This window comes from Rhizobium indigoferae (assembly GCF_034554815.1).
In the GTDB taxonomy this organism is placed as follows: Bacteria; Pseudomonadota; Alphaproteobacteria; order Rhizobiales; family Rhizobiaceae; genus Rhizobium; species Rhizobium leguminosarum.
The window spans coordinates 150492-172381 of the sequence record NZ_CP140635.1; the positions used below are offsets into that span (position 1 = coordinate 150492).

At 58.6% G+C, this 21890-nt stretch carries 24 protein-coding genes, 1 tRNA gene and 1 pseudogene; 17 read left to right on the top strand and 9 right to left on the bottom strand.

From position 1 onward, the window contains the following. Window position 1 precedes the first annotated feature (1 nt). Window positions 2–460, bottom strand: a complete 459-nt coding sequence (locus U5G49_RS00780) for a MarR family winged helix-turn-helix transcriptional regulator (RefSeq protein WP_193446293.1) — start codon at window positions 458–460, stop codon at window positions 2–4. 125 nt (window positions 461–585) lie between these two features. Between U5G49_RS00780 and U5G49_RS00785 the strand changes: the two genes are divergently transcribed. Continuing rightward, window positions 586–963: a nuclear transport factor 2 family protein gene (locus tag U5G49_RS00785; RefSeq protein WP_193446292.1), complete on the top strand. Its 378-nt coding sequence runs from the start codon at window positions 586–588 to the stop codon at window positions 961–963. A 141-nt stretch (window positions 964–1104) separates the two neighbouring features. Here U5G49_RS00785 and U5G49_RS00790 read toward each other — a convergent pair whose 3' ends face one another. Then, on the bottom strand, window positions 1105–1305 hold the full coding sequence (locus U5G49_RS00790) for a hypothetical protein (protein ID WP_017990167.1): 201 nt from the start codon (window positions 1303–1305) through the stop codon (window positions 1105–1107). A gap of 327 nt (window positions 1306–1632) precedes the next feature. Between U5G49_RS00790 and U5G49_RS00795 the strand changes: the two genes are divergently transcribed. Further along, a complete protein-coding gene (locus U5G49_RS00795; protein ID WP_193446291.1) occupies window positions 1633–2478 on the top strand; it encodes a class I SAM-dependent methyltransferase in 846 nt (281 codons plus the stop codon). Window positions 2479–2576: 98 nt separating this feature from the next. Here the strand turns inward: U5G49_RS00795 and U5G49_RS00800 are convergent. The 4 genes and pseudogenes from U5G49_RS00800 to U5G49_RS00815 all read right to left on the bottom strand — a co-directional run bounded on the left by U5G49_RS00800 (window position 2577) and on the right by U5G49_RS00815 (window position 5820). Next, a pseudogene (locus tag U5G49_RS00800) lies at window positions 2577–3151 on the bottom strand (AAA family ATPase). Between the two features lie 63 nt (window positions 3152–3214). Then, window positions 3215–3655: a hypothetical protein gene (locus tag U5G49_RS00805; RefSeq protein ID WP_028731581.1), complete on the bottom strand. Its 441-nt coding sequence runs from the start codon at window positions 3653–3655 to the stop codon at window positions 3215–3217. Between the two features lie 40 nt (window positions 3656–3695). Then, a complete protein-coding gene (locus tag U5G49_RS00810; protein WP_193446290.1) occupies window positions 3696–5186 on the bottom strand; it encodes an MDR family MFS transporter in 1491 nt (496 codons plus the stop codon). A 253-nt stretch (window positions 5187–5439) separates the two neighbouring features. Then, the gene (locus U5G49_RS00815) at window positions 5440–5820 is read right to left on the bottom strand and encodes a hypothetical protein (RefSeq protein WP_193446289.1); all 381 of its coding nucleotides are present in this window, start codon (window positions 5818–5820) and stop codon (window positions 5440–5442) included. Window positions 5821–6289: 469 nt separating this feature from the next. On the opposite strand from U5G49_RS00815, the gene U5G49_RS00820 reads away from it, so the two are divergent. The 13 genes from U5G49_RS00820 (at window position 6290) to U5G49_RS00880 (ending at window position 16443) form a co-directional block, all read left to right on the top strand. Beyond that, window positions 6290–6604, top strand: a complete 315-nt coding sequence (locus U5G49_RS00820) for a hypothetical protein (protein WP_210262406.1) — start codon at window positions 6290–6292, stop codon at window positions 6602–6604. A 215-nt stretch (window positions 6605–6819) separates the two neighbouring features. After that, the gene (locus U5G49_RS00825; RefSeq protein ID WP_322790904.1) at window positions 6820–8007 is read left to right on the top strand and encodes an IS481 family transposase; all 1188 of its coding nucleotides are present in this window, start codon (window positions 6820–6822) and stop codon (window positions 8005–8007) included. A 261-nt stretch (window positions 8008–8268) separates the two neighbouring features. Next, a complete protein-coding gene (locus tag U5G49_RS00830) occupies window positions 8269–9549 on the top strand; it encodes a tyrosine-type recombinase/integrase (protein ID WP_193446138.1) in 1281 nt (426 codons plus the stop codon). Next, complete coding sequence (locus U5G49_RS00835; protein ID WP_193446139.1) at window positions 9546–10241, top strand: hypothetical protein; 696 nt, start codon at window positions 9546–9548, stop codon at window positions 10239–10241. Before U5G49_RS00830 ends, U5G49_RS00835 begins: the two co-directional genes overlap by 4 nt. A 93-nt stretch (window positions 10242–10334) precedes the next feature. Then, window positions 10335–10529, top strand: coding sequence for a helix-turn-helix transcriptional regulator (locus U5G49_RS00840; RefSeq protein ID WP_193446140.1), 195 nt, complete (start codon window positions 10335–10337; stop codon window positions 10527–10529). Window positions 10530–10707: 178 nt separating this feature from the next. Further along, window positions 10708–11388: a hypothetical protein gene (locus U5G49_RS00845; RefSeq protein ID WP_193446141.1), complete on the top strand. Its 681-nt coding sequence runs from the start codon at window positions 10708–10710 to the stop codon at window positions 11386–11388. Beyond that, window positions 11375–11785 (top strand): DUF6074 family protein, encoded by a 411-nt coding sequence (locus U5G49_RS00850; RefSeq protein WP_193446142.1) that lies wholly within the window; start codon window positions 11375–11377, stop codon window positions 11783–11785. The genes U5G49_RS00845 and U5G49_RS00850 overlap by 14 nt, the downstream gene beginning before the upstream one ends. Window positions 11786–12683: 898 nt before the next feature. After that, window positions 12684–13511 carry a DUF7946 domain-containing protein gene (locus U5G49_RS00855; protein WP_193446143.1) on the top strand — a complete coding sequence of 276 codons (828 nt, stop codon included), beginning with the start codon at window positions 12684–12686 and terminating at the stop codon, window positions 13509–13511. 158 nt (window positions 13512–13669) lie between these two features. Further along, entirely contained in the window at window positions 13670–13957 is a 288-nt protein-coding gene (locus U5G49_RS00860) for a hypothetical protein (RefSeq protein ID WP_193446144.1), read from the top strand. A 143-nt stretch (window positions 13958–14100) separates the two neighbouring features. Next, the gene (locus tag U5G49_RS00865; protein ID WP_193446145.1) at window positions 14101–14391 is read left to right on the top strand and encodes a hypothetical protein; all 291 of its coding nucleotides are present in this window, start codon (window positions 14101–14103) and stop codon (window positions 14389–14391) included. Then, window positions 14384–14578: a hypothetical protein gene (locus tag U5G49_RS00870; protein WP_193446146.1), complete on the top strand. Its 195-nt coding sequence runs from the start codon at window positions 14384–14386 to the stop codon at window positions 14576–14578. The genes U5G49_RS00865 and U5G49_RS00870 overlap by 8 nt, the downstream gene beginning before the upstream one ends. A 42-nt stretch (window positions 14579–14620) precedes the next feature. After that, window positions 14621–15742, top strand: coding sequence for a hypothetical protein (locus U5G49_RS00875; RefSeq protein WP_193446147.1), 1122 nt, complete (start codon window positions 14621–14623; stop codon window positions 15740–15742). Window positions 15743–16104: 362 nt separating this feature from the next. Next, window positions 16105–16443: a hypothetical protein gene (locus U5G49_RS00880; protein WP_193446148.1), complete on the top strand. Its 339-nt coding sequence runs from the start codon at window positions 16105–16107 to the stop codon at window positions 16441–16443. 91 nt (window positions 16444–16534) lie between these two features. Here U5G49_RS00880 and U5G49_RS00885 read toward each other — a convergent pair. Beyond that, window positions 16535–16610, bottom strand: a tRNA-Thr gene (locus U5G49_RS00885). A 110-nt stretch (window positions 16611–16720) separates the two neighbouring features. After that, complete coding sequence (locus tag U5G49_RS00890) at window positions 16721–17680, bottom strand: NAD(P)H-dependent flavin oxidoreductase (RefSeq protein ID WP_193446149.1); 960 nt, start codon at window positions 17678–17680, stop codon at window positions 16721–16723. A gap of 288 nt (window positions 17681–17968) precedes the next feature. On the opposite strand from U5G49_RS00890, the gene U5G49_RS00895 reads away from it, so the two are divergent. Then, window positions 17969–19156, top strand: a complete 1188-nt coding sequence (locus U5G49_RS00895; RefSeq protein WP_193446150.1) for a regulator — start codon at window positions 17969–17971, stop codon at window positions 19154–19156. 88 nt (window positions 19157–19244) lie between these two features. On the opposite strand, the gene ppk2 is transcribed toward U5G49_RS00895, so the two are convergent. After that, entirely contained in the window at window positions 19245–20126 is an 882-nt protein-coding gene (ppk2, locus tag U5G49_RS00900; RefSeq protein WP_193446151.1) for a polyphosphate kinase 2, read from the bottom strand. A 242-nt stretch (window positions 20127–20368) separates the two neighbouring features. Between ppk2 and phoR the strand changes: the two genes are divergently transcribed. Continuing rightward, on the top strand, window positions 20369–21592 hold the full coding sequence (gene phoR / locus U5G49_RS00905; RefSeq protein WP_193446152.1) for a phosphate regulon sensor histidine kinase PhoR: 1224 nt from the start codon (window positions 20369–20371) through the stop codon (window positions 21590–21592). The last annotated feature ends 298 nt before the right edge of the window (window positions 21593–21890 follow it).

The following is a 21890-nucleotide window of genomic DNA, read 5'->3' on the forward strand; positions in this document are numbered from 1 at the left end:
ATCAATCGCCTGACGAAGACTCTGCGCTCGCAATTTGATCCAGATTTTCGATCAGCCGCTTGAGCAGATCGACCAGTTGTCCCGCTTCCGCATCTGTGAACCCGGTCAATGCCTCACGATTCCCTTGGAATAGGGTCGTAATTGCCTCCGGCATGCGTTCCTGTGCGGTTCTTGTCAGCACGATGCGGCTGCTGCGGCCGTCAGCCGGGTCACGTGTCCGCTCAATCAAGCCATCCCGCTCCATGCGTGCGAGCATCTGCGCCATCGGCGGTTGCTCGATCCTGGCAAAGCGGGCGAGGTCGCGCTGTGTGCTTGCCTTGCCATTTTGCAGCGCGACGAGGACAGGCAACTGGCCGACACCGAAGCCGAGCGGTTTGAGCCGTGACTCGCTGAGGCGGGCAAACCCTCGCGCCGCAAGACTGATGAGATGGCCAGGCGTAGAAAGCACGTCTTCATTCATTCGCTCACCTCTTGCCTGCGCTTGACCGCGAGATATATATGTACGTATGTATCTTGACGCGCGGCAGGAGGCAATGCCGCTTCGATGCCGCCCAGCGAATGTTTCAAGCCCATTGAGGAAACGAAATGTCCAACAATGACGTCGAAATGATCAAGCGCATCTATGCCAGCTTCAACGCCAGAGACATCGACGCTGTCCTGGCCGTCCTTTCCGATGACGTCGCCTGGGCCAACGGCATGGATGGCGGCCACATCAATGGTCGCGAGGCTGTACGCGACTATTGGACACGTCAATGGGCTATGATCAGTCCACACGTCGAGCCGGTCGCATTTGAGGAAACCGAAGATGGCGCCGTCGCGGTCGAGGTCATCCAGTCGGTCTTTGACCTCGATGGCCGGCCGCTGGAAGGGCAGACCCATGGCCTGAAGGACAAGACCGTAACGCACATCTTCCGCATGGAAGGCGACAAGATCGTTCGCTTCGATATCCAGGATGCCCTGTAAGCCCAGCGTGCTCTGTAAGCTGGTACTCCCTGTGCGGGTGGATGACCGCTCCTGTTGCGAAGCGCCATTGCCGGACCCGCCTTTCGGCCGCAGGGCGGCCTGGCTTGTGCGTTCAATTCACGCTTAGCCGGCGGTATCGGTTCAGAGCCTGCGCGCTTCCAAACGCCGCTTGTCGCGCTCGACATAGTCGGAGCCCAGCTCCGTCAGACGGAATTGCCGTTTCTGAAATTCCCCGCGGATCAAGATGAAACCTTGCTCTTCGGCTTCGCTCAATGTCTTCAGGCTGGTGCCTTTAGGGGGAGACTGCCAAGCCATGCCATCGGCGCTGTGCAGTAAGACCATGATCTTTATAATTTTGTTTCTCCATGGCTGATGCATACAGCCGGGCTGCATCGCATCAGCAATCCGCTGGTTCCATATTCTTGATTTGGCACCATCCAGGAGAAGCCCATTGATTTAAAAGGATTATTTTTGGCTGGTCCGGAGTTTCGCAAAAGCTATTGTATAAAAGCTCCAATAGTCTTGGTCAATTCAATCACTCCGTCCCAACAGGTTTGGTCGCGCCTGGCGATTGGCCCGATGGCGCTTATTCCATTGAATCCCGACATCAGCGGCGCATAGTGCCGACGTTCCCGGCTTTGCCGGTTGAACGGATGGGGGAGCCGGTGCATGTCAGCAAATCTCGACGATATCCGTAACCAGCAACGTGAGACGTGGGACAAATTTTCCGCCGGCTGGAAGAAATGGGACAGCTTGGTTCTCGGTTGGCTCGCCCCGTTTGGCGACGCCATGCTTCGGCGCGCCAATCTCTCCAACGGCTTTAGCGTGCTTGACATAGCCGCCGGGACTGGCGAACCTGGCCTGACGGCGGCGGCGGCAATCCCCGACGGTCAGGTTGTCGTCACCGATCTCTCGGAAAATATGCTGACTGCTGCCGCCGAAAATGCGGCCAGACGTGGCCTCAAAAACTTCGAAACTCGCCTATGCGATGCGGGAGCGTTGCCTTTTGCCGATGCCAGTTTCGACGCCGTCCTATGCCGGTTCGGGTTTATGTTCTTCCCGGATATCGCTGGCGCCGCCAGGGAGATGGCGCGCGTCGCAAAGCCCGGGGCGCGGGTCTGTGCCGCAGTCTGGAGCGCGCCTGCCAAAAATCCATGGGCGACCACGATCATGGGCACGATCGCCCGCCACGTGGACATGCCCCCGCCTCCACCCGGTTCTCCGGGCCTGTTCCGCTGCGCGGGGGAAGGCATGATGGTCGAGACTTTCAGAGAGGCGGGCCTTCTCGACATCGCCGAGGAAGAGGTGTCGGCGATGATGGTGCACGATGCCCCGGCGAACTACTGGGACTTCATGACCGAGATCGCCGCGCCTGTTGTCGCCGGACTATCCAGGGCCGACGCGGCAACACGGGAGAAGATCTGTCGTGAGGTCCTGGAGCTCGCTCTCCAATTCGTCAGCGACGGCAAGGTTCACCTTCTCTCAACAGCAACGATCATCACAGGCACGCGATAGCCTCAAAATCTCGTCGACAACGGCGGCGAGCGGGAGCGTGGCGTCGATGACAACACCACACTTCGGAATATCCTCTTTCGTTGCATGCAATCGCACAATCAGCTCCCGTTCGGCAGGCAGGTCACAACATGATCCCGTATTGCCGCAGCACTTTCCAAAGGCGACGTGAACGTCACATCTAGGGTCAGCGCGTGCTGGTGCGGGATATCAAGAACCACGGCCTGTTGGCTTCGGTTTCTTGAAGTCTCGACGTCGGTCGTTTTCAAATGGTCGCGCCGTGCGGGGGAGGAAACGCGACGCGCCAATTCTTCCTCGGTACAAAGCAATCTCACCGGAACGAAGACCGCGGCGCACTGTCTGGCGGCATCAACGAACTGTTGGTACGTCCGTGCGCTCCGCTCATCGCCTTCGACACTGGCATGGGTGAAGATGAAATTCGCCGACGGGCCGCAATAGGTGGCGATGCATCCAGGACGGCCTGCCGGACCCTGCCGGTGTACTCCCAGACACCCTCAGGCAGCGGAGCGGTCTGATCCTCGTCGAGGAGGCGCAAGATCGGGTTGTTGAACCAGTGATTGTCAATGATCTTTGCTGATAGAAGCGAGCCGAGTTCTTTGGCGATTGTCAGCTTCCCGACGCCCGGAAACCCCAAGAGCAAAACGAAAACACCCATCGTCCGACAACTCTCCCAATACAATCCACCGGCAACAACGCAGTGCAGAACATTGTCTGGAATCTACCAGAATTTCCACCATGGACGCTTTGGATCGGGAGGCATCGAAGGCTCGGGCGCGAGTATGGCTTTCATCACGATCATCTCGCCATCATGGTCATAATATTCTCCCTCTTCCCCCTGGACTTTGGCTTCGAGAGATTGGGCGATAAGCCACATTTTCCGACGGATTTCTTGATCAGGATTTTTGACAACGATGTTGTCTCCGCTCCACCAAAGCCATGCGGCGTTTTCTCGATTTTCGCCGCGGGAGTATCCTTTCCACACGCATATGCCCGCCTGTTCCACCCGTAAAACACCCCCGTCGGCGGCGGGAGTTTCGGCAAAACCGTCATGCTGAATTTCGGGATCACTGGCAACGTACTCGAGCCATTCGTCGAGAGCGATCGATGGAGAGGCATCGAACCAATTTGCCTTACGGGTAATGTGAAGATCGTAACCCATCAGAGCCTATTACCTAAGTCGCGCCGAACGGCTGAGCCGCCTAATGCGAAGCCGCCTCGCTTGCGACGGCCGGCCCCTCACGCTTCTGACCACGCCCTACCGGGATCAGCCAGGTGGTGAAGAAGGTCAGCACCGCGACGACGACCACGCCCCAGAAGCTCCAGTGCAACGCCGCATTGAAGACGGCGCGGATTGCCGGATCGGCGGCGAGCGCCGAGAGCCCGGTCGGCTGGTTCAGCGCCTCATGCAGCCCGGCCGCCGCTTCGCCGCTCGCATAGTGGTTGATGCCGGCATTGAGGATGGCGCCGAGCACGGTGGCGCCGAGCGTATTGCCGAGGCTGCGGGCAAAGATGATCGAGGCGGTGGCGCTGCCGCGCATCGACCATTCGACGCTGTCCTGCACCAGCACGATGCTGGTGAGGCTGATGAGACCCATGCCGAAGCCCATGAAGAAGGAGCCGGCGCCGGCAACGACCGGCGAACTCTCAGGTGTCAGGAACAGAAGAAAACAGGCGCCGAAGGGAAACATCAGGCTGCCGACGCGCAGCGTGCGGCGGATGCCGAAGGCCTTGTAGAAGCGGCTGGAGAGCATCACCGCCAAAGGCCAGCCGACGACGAGCATAGTGAGCGTGAAGCCGGCAACAACAGGCGAACGGCCGAGAACGCCCTGCACATAGATCGGCAGGATTGTCGAAAGCCCGATCAGCGCCATGCCGGCAAGCAGCGTCGCCGCATTGCTGGTTGCGATCAGCCTTCGGCTCCAGAGCGGAATCGAAATGATCGGCTCCGGCGCCCGCTTCTCCTGGGCAAGAAAGAGAAGGCCTGCGACCACGAAGACGGCAAAAAGCGAAAGCAGGATCCAGGCGTTGGCATCGGTTTCCGTCAACATGACGAGAAGTGCCACGATCGAGATCGAAAACAGCACCGAGCCGAGGTAATCAATCTCTGCCTGCTTGTGCGCCACATCCTCCTTCAGGAAGATCATGAAGGCGATGATCGAGATGATGCCGATCGGCAGGTTGATCCAGAAGATCCAGGCCCAGGAGATGTTGTCGACGATGATGCCGCCGGCAAGCGGCCCGACAACGGCCGAGGTCGCCCAGACGGTCGCCATCGCGCCCTGCACGCGGCCGCGTTCTTCGAGCTTGAAGAGATCGCCGATAACAGTCATCGTCACCGGCTGGATGGCGCCGGCACCCAGCCCCTGCAGCAGCCGGAACAGCACCAGCGACATCATCGACCAGGCAAGCCCGCAGAGCAAAGAGCCGACGAGGAAGATCAGGATGCCGCCGATCAGCACCGGCTTGCGCCCAAAAATGTCGGAAAGCTTGCCGTAGATAACAGTGGTCGTCGACTGCGCCAGCAGGAAGGCCGAAAACACCCAGCTGTAATAGGAAAAGCCGCCGAGCTGCCCGACGATGCGCGGCATCGCGGTCGCCACGATCGTCGCCTCGATCGCCACCATGAAGGTCGCGAGCATGATGGTGGCGACGATAAGCACACGGTTCGAGCGTTGCGCTGCATTCGACATGACGATCCTCTTCGGGTGCTCCGCAGATGCCGGAAATATCGGCAGGCTGGCTTTGGTGTGGGGCGATGCGCCGCTTGCGGAGTGATACCGCTCTTTTACGTCCTCAGGGCCGAACGGTAAAGCAGGCCTCGACCGGTTTCTCCTGGCAGCGATTGTTTTCGCGCACTGTCAGGTGCAAGTAGCCGAAGGGAAGGCCCGGCGCTGCTCCAGGCCTTCATTCTGCCAGCAGGGAAAGCGAACATCAGCCCAAGCTCTATTGCGAGCATGCCTCGCCAACCGGGCCGGTATCCGCGCTTCCCCCGGTGCAACCCGGCGTCGGCTGCAGGTTGCGATTGACCCCGCCGGGATTGATCGTGCTGCGGCCGCTATTGAGATCGACGCCGCCAGCGCCGGTCGTGCTGCCGGTGGTGCCAGGATCGGTGCCGACAGAACCGGTGCCCGCCGACCCGGTGCCAACAGAACCAGTGCCAGCCGACCCGGCCCCGGCGGAACCGGCGCCCGAACTCCCCGGCCCGCCAATGATCGGCGCCACCGAAAGCCGCCCATTGGCATCCGCGCCCCCGGCCGTCTGCGCCAGCGCCGGGCCGGCCAGACCGATCGAAAGCAGCGCTATCGCGATGAATTTGCAGGACATGATTTTCTCCGTGCTGGTTGTCTCAGGGAGAAAACCAGCTGGTCGTCGGCATTGTTCCTGCCGTGGTTGCGGTTCTCACGGTCGTTTGATTGGAACCGGGGAGGGCGGGTTCCCCGCCTTATGTTGGATAAGTTCGAGTGCTGATTGTTTTCTTTGCGGTGACTGCTATCGCTCCAAAACTTAAAGTATCCATCTTTGCTGCTCCATCGATTAGTTGCTGTTTGTCTAGCTCTGCTGGTTGTAGCACCTGCGCTTGCCGTCGCAGAAGACCGCCGGTCCTTTGGCATCAACGAGCCCGTGCCCGGCGGGGTCTCGACATGCAACGAAGCAAATCGCGCCTTTGAAAACACTTACAACTCCAGCAGGTATTCGACCCGCATTTATCTGGGGATGATCATGTCGGCCTGTTTTCGGAGCGGCGATATTTCGGAGAACAATCTATCAACGAGACAGTGTGAGCGAGTGGTCGGTGCTCGTTCGCACGCCGATAACAACGGTCACAGAGGTCGGTCCTGTCCTTACCGACTGCAAGCTCATCTCGTACGAAAGATATCGCAAGACCAACGTGGGGCTGTTCTCTGCCAGATGGCATCGCGGTCCCTATCACGCCTCCATTAGAATATGGATATCGGCAACGGATCGCGTGGTGCTGAAGACCGAGCGATTTTTCGATCCCGCTCCCAAACCTTTTCCCGCGCAAACAGTGATGGATTTCTTCGAAACCGATCGCGACAAGATTGCAGTGCCGGATGAGTTCGCCGTCGGCGAGTTTTCGTTTCAGTGACGCTTTGTGCATAAGCAGGCTCTGCAAGCATCACCGGGTCACGACGCTCGCGTCCGAACATCGCGTGGTTTCATGACACATTTTAGAGTCTAGACGCCACAGAAGCGGAGACCAGCAACAAGTCGAATTCGTTGAAAATGCCCGACCTGAGAGATAGGTGACGTTTCGTACCGGAGACATGGGTAACACTTTTCGTTTTTTGGCGGGAGGTGTTGATGCCGTGGAAAGAGACTTCGGTGATGGAGGAACGTCTACGATTTGTCGCCCGGCTGCTAGAGGGCGAAGGCATGAGCGATGTGTGCCGTGCATTCGGCATCTCGCGCAAGACCGGCTACAAAATCTTCAATCGCTATAAGGACGACGGCCTGGAGGCGCTGACGGATCGGTCTCGACGGCCGGTGCGGTATGCCAACCAGCTGCCTGAGCCGGTCGAGGCGATGATCGTCTCGTGCAAGAAGAGCAAGCCGCATTGGGGTGCCAGGAAGATCAGGGAGCTTTTGGTGAAGCGCCTGGCCGGCGATGTGCGCGTGCCGTCGAAGAGTACGGTGCATGCCGTTCTCGATCGACATGGTCTGGTCGCCCATGCCCGCAAGCGGCAGCGACATCGAGCCGAAGGGACAGCCTTGTCACCGGCATTACTGCCGAACGATCTGTGGTGCGCCGACTTCAAGGGCGAGTTCAAACTTGGCAATGGTCAATACTGTTACCCATTGACGGTCACCGACCAGGCGTCACGTTATCTTCTCGCCTGCGAAGCCTTTGAGTCGACGCGAGAACGGGCTGTCTTCGACGCGTTCCGCCGGCTGTTTATCGAATGTGGCCTGCCGACGGCGATCCGCAGCGACAACGGCTTGCCTTTCGCCAGTCCAAACGGGCTCTACAATCTGTCGAAGCTGTCGGTGTGGTGGCTGAGGCTCGGGATCACGCTGGAGCGCATCAGGCCGGGCCGTCCCCAACAAAACGGCCGGCATGAGCGCATGCACCTGACGCTGAAAAAAGAGGCGACCAGACCACCCGGCAAAAACATCCTTCAGCAGCAGGCCCGCTTCGATGCTTTCGTCAGCGAATTCAATCAGGAGCGGCCGCACGAGGCGCTCAACATGAAGGTGCTGGCAGATCTCTACGTCGCTTCGTCACGCCTCTATCAGGGCCTGCCGGAGATCGACTACCCCTTCCATGATCGGGATGCGCTGGTGACCAATTGCGGCCGCATCTGCATCTATCGCAAGAAGATCAACATCTCGACCGTGCTGGCCGGCCAGAAACTGGGGCTCAAGGAAGTCGACGACGGCATTTGGCTCGTCAGCTTCATGCATTATGATCTGGGATATATCGACCTGCAGCAGAGAACTTTGCAAACCATCGACAACCCGTTCGGCACGAGGTTGTCACCCATGTGTTAGGTACCTTTTGTTACCTATGTCTCCGGTATGGACAAAAGAAAAATGGTGCCGCTTGCAGGACTCGAACCTGCGACCCCATCATTACGAAGTATGTGCGCCACTCCATATTCAGTTAACGCGGCATCACATCGGCTTCGCATTTATCGCATGTTTTCATTGCATTTTCCGCTGAATGTTATATCGTGATGGCATCACTATAAAGCATTCTCTATCATCGCTTTGCGTTACCCCAGTGTTACCCAGAGCGTTACCCGAGCGAAAATGGCAAAGCCCCTTACCGTCAAATCAGTCGAGGCAATAAAGCCGGGCGCCACCCGAAAGGAAATCGCTGACGGCGGTCTTCCAGGTCTGTATCTGGTTGTTCAACCGTCGGGCTCAATGTCATGGGCGATCCGCTATCGATTTGGTGGGCGCCCGCGCAAGATGACCGTCGGCAATTATCCCCTATTCGGACTTGCGAAGGCTCGGGAACTCGCCGGTGCAGCGCTCCGATCGGTGGCGGAGGGAAAAGACCCGGGAGCGTTGAAGCAGTCAGAGGCCGCGGCACGATCGAACCCCTCTAACATTGTCGTCGCCCAACTCGATCAGTTCTTGACGAGGTATGTGAAGCAGCGGAACCGTGAATCCACCGCCCGGGAAACTGAGCGCTTCGTCAATCTGTATTTGCGGAAGCGGTGGCAACATAAGCTCCTCGGGGATATCACGCGGCGGGAAATCATCGACCTGCTCGATGAGATCGCTGAAAACCATCCGATCTCCGCAAACCGCGTCCATGCAATTCTGCGGCGCTTCTTCAACTGGTGTATCGAACGCGACATCATCGCGGTTTCACCGGTGGCAAATGTCGCCGCCCCCGGGGAGGTCGTTTCTCGTGATCGTACCCTCAGCCGGGATGAGATCCGGTTGGTATGGCTGGCTTCGGGGAAGATCGGCTGGCCCTTCGGCCCTATGGTGAAACTGTTACTTTTGACAGGGCAACGAAGAGACGAAGTTGCATCCGCCCAATGGGCGGAATTCGATCTTAGCGAGACCATGCCAGCATGGACCATTCCCAAGGAGCGGGCAAAGAACGGAAAGGCGCATGTCGTTCCACTCGCGCCGGCCGTGGTCGAAATCTTTGAAAGCCTTCCACGGATAAAGGGTGATGTCGATTTCGTTCTGACCACAACAGGCAAGACCGGTGTCAGCGGATTTTCACGATCTAAGGCACTGCTCGATGCCGCTATGATCGAAATCACCAAAGAGGAGGCCGAGGCGCGCGGGGAGAAGGATTTCGAGCCTCAGATAGCGGCTTGGCGTCTCCACGATCTCCGGCGCACCTGCGCCTCTGGCATGGCGGAACTGGGCCATCCCGTCCATGTCGTGGAAGCAGTACTCAATCACAAGAGCGGCTCAATCAAGGGCGTTGCTGCTGTCTACAATCGTTATGAATACGCCGAGGAAAAACGGCGGGCGCTGGTCGCTTGGGCTTGTCATGTGCAAAGTCTCATCGGGCACACATCAGGCGAAAACGTGGTACCGATGCGAGGCCGCAAGATATGAGAACCGAAGAACAGGTTCTGGCTCTACCGGCCGGCATGGAGCGGGAGACGCGGGCCGCAGAGGCTGCTGTGTCCACATTGTCGTTTGACCGAGCTGACCAGCTGAAGCAGGCGGCAGTCCTGCATTTGGTTGCCAACGCCTTCCTGGCCTATTCCCAGATATGCGATCGTAAAACAGGAAGTGATACGAGTGAGCACTCAGCCATCACGGCCGAACTTGCCTTGGGTGCGATCGACATAGTTATGGGGCTCATCAAATCGGAACGCGACGATGAATTCGTGATCTTTGAAAGGTTGGCTACCGAAGGATCTACGAAAGAGGATGAGGTCATTGCGGCGCTAGACGCATGGCGTGACGATCTGCGCGGCGCCATGAATGTCCTTGCAGGATTGAAACAGCAGCAAGACTCGGAATTCCGGTATCTGCAAGATCTTCACATGCGGCCTACTGGAAATAAGAATGACCAGCCTCACGCGCGAGACCTTTTATGGCGTCTCTTCGAATGCTTTTGTGATGCAACAGGCAGCTCGCTTTCCATGGGTTTTTCACCTTCGACAAAAACACCTTTTTTCGCCTTCTACAATTTCACCGCCGCCGGGATTTGCGCATATGAGGGCAAAGATCTCGAAACATTCCATGATATCAAATATTTCGCTGGCAAAATGACCGACATCCGAAAGGCGAAATCCTGAGTTTAGACGAAGTGCGAGCATCCAAACCGGGGATTACAAAGTCTCGATAAGCCCTCACCTCTTGCCTCGTTACTGTTAGCTAAGGAGGCATCAATGAACACTCAGAAGTATCTGACCGGCCCACAAGTTCTTGCCCGATATCAGATCACAGAAATGACGCTGCATCGGTGGCAGAAGAATGAAAAACTCGGTTTCCCCGAGCCGATGAAAATCAACCGTCGCAGGTTCTTTCTTGAAGACGATCTTATCGCTTGGGAACGCAGCCGGGCTGCGGCGCGTGCTCAATGAGAGGCGGGCCAGACGCAAACTCGGCCGCGGTAAAAGTGGCGGCCAAATGGCTGAAATCACAGCGTCCTCCCGTCGGGAGTGCCGTCGATGCGGCCAGGAAGAGATTTGAGCTAACAAAGGTCGAGGCATGCGAGGCGGTTGTCCTGTCTCGGGGGCTGAAGGTTTGGAGAGAACAGCGGTGAGCAGATCACTCAATCAATACCGCTCGGTCGGCATAAGTAAGCCTGGCGCGCTGGAGCCACCCGGCTTTGGAGACGACAACGTTTCGGGTCGAGAGCTCAACGGCTTCGATCCGAAGCTGAGCCGCGAAAGTGGGCCGGAATGGAGCGGAAAGCGCCGTTCAATTGAGCCTGCTGGCCAAGTCTTGCTTTGGCGGTGGCCTGTCGACAGGAAAGCCCAGTATCGCGCCTTCGATGACTGGCACGATATTGCGATGCAGATCATTCATCGAGCCGGCGCCAACTTCAGATTAATGGCAGTCTACAAAAAGGTGATCCGCTGGAAGGAAGGATGCATTTGGACCAGTGACGAAGAGTTGGCCCTGGCCGCTGGTCGATGTGGGCTGAAGACGATTTCTCGAGAGATCGGAGTTCACCGAGATCTCGGGATCATCTCCCTTGAGCACGGCTGGCGGGTCGTTCATGGAAACCGGTTGCGCACTCGCACCATTCGCTTGTCGGTACCGGCCGTCCTCGACCCGGAAGTTATCGTTCGCGATCTTCATGCGCATACGGTCCACAGTGGACCATCTGAAGAGAGCGCCCATCCGGTCAGCAGTGGTCCAAACCATATGGTCCACTGTGGACCGATCACCATTGATACCACTGAAAGAGGAGCCAGCCGAAATGTCTCAGCTTGATCTCTTCCACGAGCTCGAAAGGCCGAGCGCAATTATCGCCTTTCCATCGTGCCGACAGTCGGTCGCGCGCAGCTTAGCAATACAGCTTTCCACAAAGGACTTCGATCAGGGAAAGAAGCACTGGCAGGCATTTTGCAAACTACTTCGCTTGAGTTTGAGGTCGGCAGGGATGCGGAGCGCTGAGATTGAGGCGGAAATCAGTCGCCTCGCTGACGCTGTGCATGAGGAACTGGAGACGATCCGCTTTCCAAAGCAAACCTCGCGCTCAGCGGTGATTATCCCGCTACGGGTTCATTTGACGCCCACGCGCGATGTTGACGGCGCAGCCGGCATGATGGGTCAAGGGGCTAAGCTCCTTGCGGGTTTGGGCGGAGCCCATGAAAACGCTGGATTATAAGTCCGCGCGCGAGCACGAGGGGGTGCATTGTGAAGGGTGAGCCGTGGCCGATTTTGATGCGACCGGATGAGGTGATAAATCTCAAAACTGCGGTCCATCGTGCCCGTCGGGACGAAAAGACCGTTCGCGGCTGGTATCGGGAGTTTGGAATCGGTCGCCAGGCTAAGCCAGGTGCACCGCTGGATATTTCAGCGCCGGCGCTGGAAATGGTCATTCATGGCGATGTCATCGCTTTGGAACTGCTTCGAGAGGGGAGGCGGTCGGATCCACGCGTGTCTCGATACTTCGATTTCCTGGGGCTCCCATCGTATTGAGTGGCAGTGGGCCGAGAAAGGCGTTCATTCGCCTTGCCTGACACTGCTATGGTTCGTGAAGATGCGCCGTCAAGATCACAGAGATAGCTTTGTTTGAACTGAGACTGCTGCTCGCCGAGCCCACGCTTGGGTTGCGCAACGCTTCTTCCGTTTTATCCGATGAAGATACCGAGGGCGCTTTGCGCCATTTAGCCGCCAAACCGAGAATGCAACGACTTGATTGGATAGGGTCCTTCCGGAATGGACGGAGGACAGGAGGAGAGCAACGATTCCTACAGCATAATCTCCAGTATGGCGAAGTCGATGGGGCGGCTATCGCGTAGGCGGCCTGCGAGCAAATGGACTAGAAGCTTTCTCGGCAGGTTTCCGAAGATGGGATTCTTGCAGGGTCGCGGGTCAGCCATGGAAAATGAAACCAAGTGTCCGAATTCTCTCAGTAGTCCTATTGGGGGCTGAGACAACAGGAAGTGCGCCGGATAACGGCCAAATGTGCACAATCTCAGGTGAGCATTTTCTCCGCCTTGCACCCTTCCTTAATAAAGCCCAGCCTATCATCTTCGAAGGTGCGCACCGGGGCCAGAAAAATGACATTTGAGTTGAAATACCGTCTCACATATGAGGGCGGCGAGGCTGACAATAACCGTCTGCCAGCGCACCAAGGTGCGATCTCCCTTGAGGGAATCACTTGGTCCTTTGATTTGCTCGCTCACTATGCGGCAACCGGTCGAATTCGTGCCCGAGGCGAACTTTCTCCCTTAGTGCGGCTCTATCTCTCCCCAGCCCGGCAGGGCAGTTACATCCACGACCTGACTGTTTTTCTCACGGAGCCGAATAACCTGTTTCTGACGACAGCGATCGGATCTTACGCGGTCGCAACGATAGGACAGGTTGTAAACAGCCTCGTGGTATCGACGTTCAGACAGGTCTGTGGACTAGCAGAAGATTTGGCACAAAAAGACGATCAACGATTGTCGAGATTGCCATCTGGGGATCGAGAGGCGCTGATCGATAAGGTCGAGGCTCCGATGAAGCGTGCTCATGCCGTTATCGAGGATGGTGCATCAACTTTATTGATCAAGAAGGGGTACACTCCTCTCCTTACTTTGGACGCGGCAACGAAAGCCTATGTCAATGCAGATCTGTTGACAGATGAAAAGGTTTGGATGGCGAGTGTCGGCGCGTATAACGCTAACTCCGGGAATGGTCGCGTTTACTTACCCGCAATTGGAAAAACCGTCCCCTTTTTCGCCCCTAAAGGTCTAGATGCAAATACGTATGCCGCAATCAGCCTTAGCCTCGATAGATACGTCAACGGGCTCGGCAGCATTATTGAAATGGCCGGTACTGAAAGTCTCTCGCTAGACGGCAGGATAAAGAAACTTATTATATCAAGAGCCTTCAAGCCGAATTGAATTTCAGGACCTCCTTAATACTGCTGCGGGGTGATCGCTCGTCCGAAGCTGCACTCTTGGGGAAAACTTGTCATGTCTTTGTTACACGCGATGGTCGACGTTGCAGCCGCCGCGCGGACGGCTCACGATTGCTGCGAGGCGGGCAGAGGAGATTCGCGGTGGAAGACTGGACGAAAAAGACAGACCACGAAGTCTTTACCGGGGCACATGAGCAGCCCGGGTCACAAGCTTCGTACTGGCGCGATGTTGAGATACGTCGTCGGCTGTACCTTCTTCAAAAGGAAGTCACGGAGGAGCAAATAGCGGCCTCCCAAGCTCAAATCAAAGCGGCGGACGCTACAGTGCAGACCGCCTATTGGACCAAGATGTCGGCAATCGCCGTAGGGTTAACGGTGGTAATTACTGGAGCGAGTGTTTTTCTCCAGTCCCTGGCCATCACACATTAGTCAATTCGCTTTACTGTGTGGGTTGCAAATCTGCAGACGCTACGCGCGTATGTCGGTCGCCAATCTGATAGATTCCCGGACGTTTCCAATCCCCTTATGGCGGGGTTTGTGTTTCTTCTTAGCCTCGTTGAGAGGAAAGGAAGATGACAGCCAAAACAGAAAACTCCACATGTTCGATCGTTCCTTTGTCGCTCACCGGCGGGCGCGTGACGAAGGGTTTTCGAGATGCGCTTTTCGATGGAGCAGCTCGGGCCGGGATCTCCGTCAACGAGTTCGTGCTGCTAGCGGCCGGCGATAAGCTGGTGGCTCTGGGAAGAGATTTTCCCGGCGTGTTTGCTGCCGAGAAACGATCACCCGACGAACCAGCGCGAGGCCATAAGCGACGATCAACAGGTCCAATCGTGAATCCAAAAAGGAGTATCGTCGATGGATGAACTCACGGCTACCGCCCGGAAAGCGGAAGCGGAGCGGCTGAGGAAGGTCCTCAAATGCAGCGAGGCAAAGCAGCTGCCGCTGCTCGCTGAGCACTTAGCTTTCGAGACGGACGAAAGCGCCAAATCCTGTCTGAAAATACTGAAAATCGCCGCGGCCGATAGCAAGGCCACGCCACCCAAGCCTTGAGAGCTGGTGCCATCTAACAACGGAAATGGAAAGGAGCGGACAATGAGACGTCTTTCTCAGCCGGACAAAGCCATCGTGAGTCTCGAAACCGAGCTCGCGAACCTGAATGCAAGCCGTGAAAAACTTCTTGCCCAGCGAGTGGCAGCTATCGACGAGCTCGATAAAGCTCGCGCCGATCGCAGGGAAAGCCTCGGGCAAAACGCCGACATCGTGGCAACAAGCGCTGCGGTTCGCGATCTGAAAGCCCGCATAATGGACCTGGACGAACTCCTGGGGGATGTCGACCATGATATCTCCGAGATTTCGGAGCGGCTTGCGAGAGAGCGCGGCGTCCATGACCGGAACGAACGCGCAGATGCATTGGAGAAGATCGCATCCGCGACGGATAAGCGTGCTCGTGAGATCGAGGTTGCTGTTGCCGGTCTCAAGTTGGCGGTCATTGCTCTTCGTGCCGAACTTCCGGAGGATATAAAACTCTGGCCTACGCACTACGCCCACCGGCCGCATGGAAGTGTCGACGACGACAATCCGACGGCATCGCCTCGCGAAGTTGTGGCCGGTGTTCTTGCCGACGCCCTAGCGCGTGCCTTGCCGGATCTGTTCGATCTGTCACTCGATGGCTACTACCGATCGGCACTATCGCGGATAATGGTGCCCAAAGGACTCAGAGCGGATTGGGCATCTGATGAGCCCACCCAACCGCTGACCGCCGTTAAAGCGTGCGAAGCACTGATTTCCGAACCACTCCGAGACCTCGCGAATGAAATACGGGCCGGCACCGCATCCGTTTCAGAGAGGGGTCGGCCACAAGTGACATATCTGAAAGATCCCAGCCCATCACGTCCGCCCGATGAAGAGGTCTTCGTAACGTCATCGCTAAGCTATTTCGCCACGTCTGTCGGCCCGCCTTTGATCTGCGGTCGTGGCCGTGCTCACATGCTTCCAAAGCCGGTCGCCGATCTCGCTATCTGGCGGGAATTAGGGCATCGGATGTCCTCGCCTGAGGGGATCGAAGCTCTTGAAGAAGCGAAGAGGCGTCGCGAGCGTATTCGTGGATACGGCGACGGTGCGATCCGTCACGATGATTGTGTGGCCCTCGGCGACGTGCTGGGATTGCGAGCAAGCGAAGACGAGATCGCGGAAGTCGAACGCGCCATCGGCTAAGGCCTTCGCGCTGAGGGGGGAGAGGTTCGTCCCTCAGCGCGGCATAGTACTATTTGTTCGGGCGCCGGTCCGGGCTGGTTTCAGGCAGTGCGGGGAGGAAAGCGGCGCCAGGTCGAAGCCCCGTAGACTATGCCAATCGATCGGGCGGAGATGACCACCGGCTCAAAATTGGAAAATTCGGTGATATGCCGGAGTGCTGCGCCCTGCGGCCGGCATTGCCTTCATACGGTCCCTAAACGCCAAAAAAACGCCCGTAGATCAGCACTGACGCGCGCAAGTACCAAGCATGGTGTCAGAGGTGGCGGGCGACAGCGTCACGCATTCCTGTCAAAGCTAAATCATTCATCCATCGGAGAACGCCCATGCGTGCTGCTCTTGTCGCTTGTTCACTTCTTGCATCCGCACTTCCTGCCGGAGCCACAGATCAACAGCTCTTCGAATGGATGGCTTTGCTCTACGTCTCAAACGAGGCGTGCGCTGGACAGAGCTACGACGCTGCGCGGGTGCAGCTTGTCGCCCAGGTCGCGGCGATAAAGATGGGGTGGTCCGATGACAAAGCCGCCGACGAGTGGGCGAGCGCCTACCAGACCAACCACGCCCGCTTTGTCGAAGACAAGGAACTGTTCTGCGCCATGGCTCCGACGTATCTTGCCACCATCGGGCCGGCCGCAGTGAAAGATTTGGGGATCTTGAAGAAGTAGGAAGTTCGGCTGCCTGTTACCCTCATGTTACCCCGGCGGAAAGAACGGTTGCGGGGCAACGGGGAAAAGGCGCTTAAGCCTTTGAAAAGTATGGTGCCGCTTGCAGGACTCGAACCTGCGACCCCATCATTACGAATGATGTGCTCTACCACCTGAGCTAAAGCGGCCCCTCGCGGCCGAAGCATGCGGCCCGCGATTTGCATGGCGCTGATACAGCCATTGTTGGAAGATTTCAAGCGCCCTGTCATGGCTTTGGCAAAAAAGAGGGGAGGGCGCCTCAGAGCGCCAGCCGGGCGCGTGCCGCCCTGTATTCGGCCTCCAGCCGGTCGACGAGTTTGGCCACCGGCTCGACCGCCTTGATCGCGCTAATGCCCTGGCCGCTGCCCCATATGTCCTTCCAGGCCTTGGCGCCGCCGACAGCCTGCTCGAAATCCATCTTCGAAACATCGGCAAGCGGCAGGTTGTCCGGGTCCATGCCGGCAGCCAAGATTGAGGGCTTGAGGTAGTTGCCGTGCACGCCGGTGAAATAGTTGGAATAGACGATATCGCTGGCAGCGCCTGCGACGATCGCCTGCTTGTAGGCGTCCGCGGCGCGGGCTTCCTCGGTGGCGATGAAGGGCGAGCCGATATAGGCCATGTCGGCGCCCATCGCTTCTGCGGCAAGGATGGCGCCGCCGGTGGCGATCGCGCCGGCCAGCAGCAGCGGCCCGTCGAACCATTCGCGGATTTCCTGGACGAGCGCAAAAGGCGAAAGCGTGCCGGCATGGCCGCCGGCGCCGGCCGCCACCGCGATCAGCCCGTCAGCCCCCTTGCGGATTGCCGAATGGGCGTGGCGGTTGTTGATGATGTCATGCAGCACGATGCCGCCATAGGAATGCACGGCGGCGTTGACCTCCGGCACGGCGCCGAGCGAGGAGATGACGATCGGCACCTTGTATTTGACGCAGAGCGACAGGTCGTGCTCCAGCCGCTTGTTCGACATGTGGACGATCTGGTTGACGGCAAAGGGGGCGGCCGGCCGCTCCGGATGGGCGGCGTCGTGGCGGGCAAGCTCCTCGGTAATCTCCGCCAGCCATTCGTCGAGCTGGCTTTCCGGCCGGGCGTTCAATGCCGGAAACGCCCCCACGATGCCCGCCTTGCATTGCGCCAGTGTCAGCGCGGGATGCGAGATGATGAACAGCGGCGAGCCGATGACCGGCAGTCTCAATCTGTCCTTGAGGATCGGGGGCAGGGCCATCGTTCACCACTTCCATTGACGTTTACGAAAACGTCAATCTCATAACAGAGATGAAAAGCCGATAAAAGAGCGGCTGCCATGCCTTCGTCGATTTCAGCCCGAATATATACGTCCGAGAAAGCTAATAGAATAAGGCCCGCAAGCGGTGAAACCTGCCGATTATCCCCGCCGATCGACGGCGGCCCGCCCTCGCAAGGCTTGCGGTTTGCCGCACTTGACGCTACCGAATTTTGATGGAGAACGGCGGGGATTGCAGTCCGATGCCGAATTCAAGGTGAAGGACTGAATGTGAGCGGATTAGAAACGGCCATCAGAACTGCGCTCGAGAATTCCGATCGCGATAATCCGGAGGTTCGAGCGAGGATCTATCAGTCCGCCCGCCAGGCGCTGGAAGCCGGCCTGCGCAAGCAGGATATCACCGACACCGAGGTCGTCGCCCATCACCGCCATCGCCTGGAAAGCACCATCCACGCCATCGAAGGCGAGGAGCGCGACCGCCTTCACCCACGCCAGAGGCCGCCTGAAGTGCCGGTGCCGCCGGTGGTGGAAATGCCGGCGCCGCCGGTTCACCAAGCTGAAGTCGATCAGTTTGACGGTCCCATGGTCTCAGGCGAGACCCGTGCGCCCGACGTGGCCCCGTCCCGCGGCGATGAGTCCAGCCTCGACGACGTGCATGCCGGGAGTGCCGATCATCTGGCTGCCGCCCCTGTCGGCGAGGAACGCCTTGCCCGCGGTCAGCGCGCCACCAATATGGATTTCCGCCCGGAGCGGGCGGCAGGCCGCCGCAAGCCGCGAAAATTCTTTTCGAGACTGCTCGTCTGGTGTGTCCTGCTGGCCTTCATCGGCATCGGCGCCTGGTGGGCGCATACATCAGGTCTGCTGATGTCGGCGGCAGAGCGCGACACCAGCGTTGCCAACCCGCCGGCAAGCACCCAGCCCGAGGATTTCACCGGCAATGACGATGGCGCCGGGAATGCCGCCTCCCACACCGATCAGCCGGTAACCATCGATCCGCAGAACAGTTTCTCGGCCGATTGGATCCCGCTGTTCAAGCCTGAGGACGCCGACAAGATCCAAAGCGGCCCGCGGGCGCGCACCGAAAAGATCGCCGAGAATGACGGTCCGGCCATCCGGCTGATTTCCGAGAGCGGTACGGCCGATGGCAATATCTCGATCAGCGTTCCGCCCTCGGTGCTGCAGCAACTGGCCGGCAAATCCTCCACGATCGCGCTGACGCTGCAATCCACCACCGACGAGCCGACCCAGATCACCGTCGAATGCAATTTCCAGACGCTCGGCAATTGCGCCCGCCATCGCTTCACCGTCACCCGGGAAAAATCGGATGCGCTGCTGCAGGTGAAGTTCGACCGCTCGCTGGCGCCGAATTCGCCGGGCACGCTGACGATCAACAGCGATCTCGACGGCAAGGCGCGCGGCATCAACCTCTTCGCCATCCGCATCCTGCCGGGGCAATGATCTCAGCCCCGGCGGAGCCGGTGGCTCAGTCCCGGCGGAGCCGGTGACCCCGGTCCCGATGCAATCGGTGGCCTTATTTCAGAAAGTGCTATTTCAGGAAGCCTGGCCCTGAGCCGATGATCTCTGCGTCGACCGTGCCCAGCGCCCTTTTGTCCTTGCCGTCATAATCCATCTTGTTCAGCATGTGGCGGATGAGCTCGAGGCGCGCCCGCCGCTTGTCATTGGCGCGGATCACCGTCCACGGCGCGAAATCCGTATGGGTTTCCTTTAGCATCCGGTTGCGCTTGTCGCTGTAATCGGCCCATTTCGTCAGCGCCGCGATGTCCATCGACGACAGTTTCCAGACTTTCAGCGGATCGTGCCGGCGGTCGTGAAAACGCTTCAGCTGCATCTCGCGGCCGATATCGAGATAGAATTTGAAGAAGAAGATGCCCTCATGGGCGATGATCTTTTCGAGCTGCGGCGTCTGCTTGAGGAAATCCTCATATTGCTGCGGCGTGCAGAAACCCATGACCGGCTCGACGCCGGCGCGATTGTACCAGGAGCGGTCGAACAGCACGAATTCGCCAGCTGTTGGAAACTGCGCGACATAACGCTGGAAATACCATTGCCCCTGCTCGCGCTCGGTCGGCTTGGTCAGCGCCACGACGCGCGCAAGGCGTGGGTTCATATGCGCCGAGGACGCCGAAATAGCGCCGCCCTTGCCGGCAGCGTCCCGCCCCTCAAACAGCGCCATCACCCGCTTGCCGGTCGCCTGCAGCCAGAACTGCACCTTGACGAGTTCGATCTGCAGCTTTTCCAGCTCTTCCAGATAGTCCTCTTCCTTGAGCTTCTTCTTGTAGGGAGAATCGCCGGATTCCAGCGCATGTTCGTCCACCCAGTCCGGCAGAATGGGATCGTCGACATCAAAGGTGCGTTTCTTTCCGCGGATCTCCAGCTCCACGGCCCTGTTTTCGACGTCCTCGTCCATATGCTCCTCCTCGGCCTGATCGTTTCTCTCGTGCAGGCGAACATAGTTACCGTTGAAAATCAAATCTTTCGCGGCCGGCCGGTCATTTTTCTTAAGCTTCGGCTGCGGCCTTTCGCATCTCAGAGGGCCAGCCGAAAACTTCTGTCATGAATTGCCGCTATCAGGCAGAGTTCAATATAAAGCAAAACGAATCGACGCCGCGAGGGCACTTGCCAGACGACACTCCATGGAGAAAAAGCCTGTTGGCGCGCATAAGGCGCGAACGGCCGGTGCTGCTTGCGGCGATCCTCAGCGCGCTCGCCGCGCTTGCGGCCGGCATGAACAAGTGGGTGGTGCTTGTCCTGCTGCTTGTGATGATCCTCGCCGCGCTTTTCAACGAGGCGCCCGTCATCGCGACCGAACCCGCCCCGCCGGTGGAGATCAAGCCGGAGGCGCCGCCAAGCCGCCTGCCGGAGGTTTCCGCCACGCTCTCCGGCCTCGATATCCCTGTCATGCTGCTGTCGGACGATGCCTCGGTGCTCTTCCAGAACCGCGCTGCCGAAAAAGCCTTCGGCGAGGTGGCGCTCGGCGCCCATATATCGGCCCGTCTGCGTTCGCCGGGTGTGCTCGACATGGTGCGCGAAACCATCGCCACCAACGCGCCGAACCAGATCGAGCATTCCGAGCGGCTGCCCTCCGAGCGCGTCTATATCGTGCGTAGCGCTCCTGTCGAATTCGCGGCCGATGACGGCCCGCATGAGCGCTATTTCATCCTGTCCTTCCGCGATATTTCAGAGGTCCGCCGCATCGACCGCATGCGCTCGGATTTCGTCGCCAATGCCAGCCATGAGCTGCGCACGCCGCTTGCCTCGCTGCGCGGCTTTATCGAGACCATCCAGGGGCCGGCGAAGAACGATCTGAAGGCGCAGGCGCGTTTCCTCAATATCATGCTCGATCAGGCGACGCGCATGAGCAGGCTGGTCGATGACCTACTGTCGCTCTCCCGCCTGGAGCTGAAATCGCACATCGCGCCGGATGAGAAGATCGACCTGGTGCCGCTGCTCGGCCATGTCAGGGATTCACTGGTGCCGCTGGCAAAGGACGTCGGCGTCGACATCAACCTGCATCTGCCCGAGGGTAAGGTCGAGGTGCTGGGAGACCGCGACGAGCTTGTCCAGGTGTTCGAAAACCTGATGGAAAATGCCTGCAAATACGGCCAGGAGGGCGAGATCGTCGATGTCTGGCTGAAGAACGGCACCGGCCAGCCGGTCGAGGTCAGCATCGTCGACAAAGGCCCGGGCATTCCCGCCGAGCATGTGCCGCGCCTGACCGAGCGCTTCTATCGCGTCAGCATCGAGGACAGCCGCTCGAAGAAGGGCACCGGCCTCGGCCTTGCCATCGTCAAGCACATCCTCACCCGCCACCGGGCGCGGCTGATCGTCAAGTCGGAAGTCGGCAAGGGTACGGACTTTACGGTCCGTTTCTGACGTATGCGTCCCCTATGAGAGGCGCGCGAGGAATCGAGAGGTTGCCGCAAATCTCTTCTCCCCTCGGGGAGAAGGTGGCGGCAGGCGGATGAGGGGGCCACACGGCACACCTCTCACGTAAAACCTATTCCGCGACACCTGCCCAAGGGCCTGACGATGGTCGAGACGACGTCTGCAGGGGTTATAGGAAAGACCGGCTTCGCTGAGCCCCCCATCCGCCCTACGGGCACCTTCTTGGATGACAGGAATGTAGCATACTAACGCTTCCGGGCGGGTGGCCGCCCGCCCGGAAGCTGGT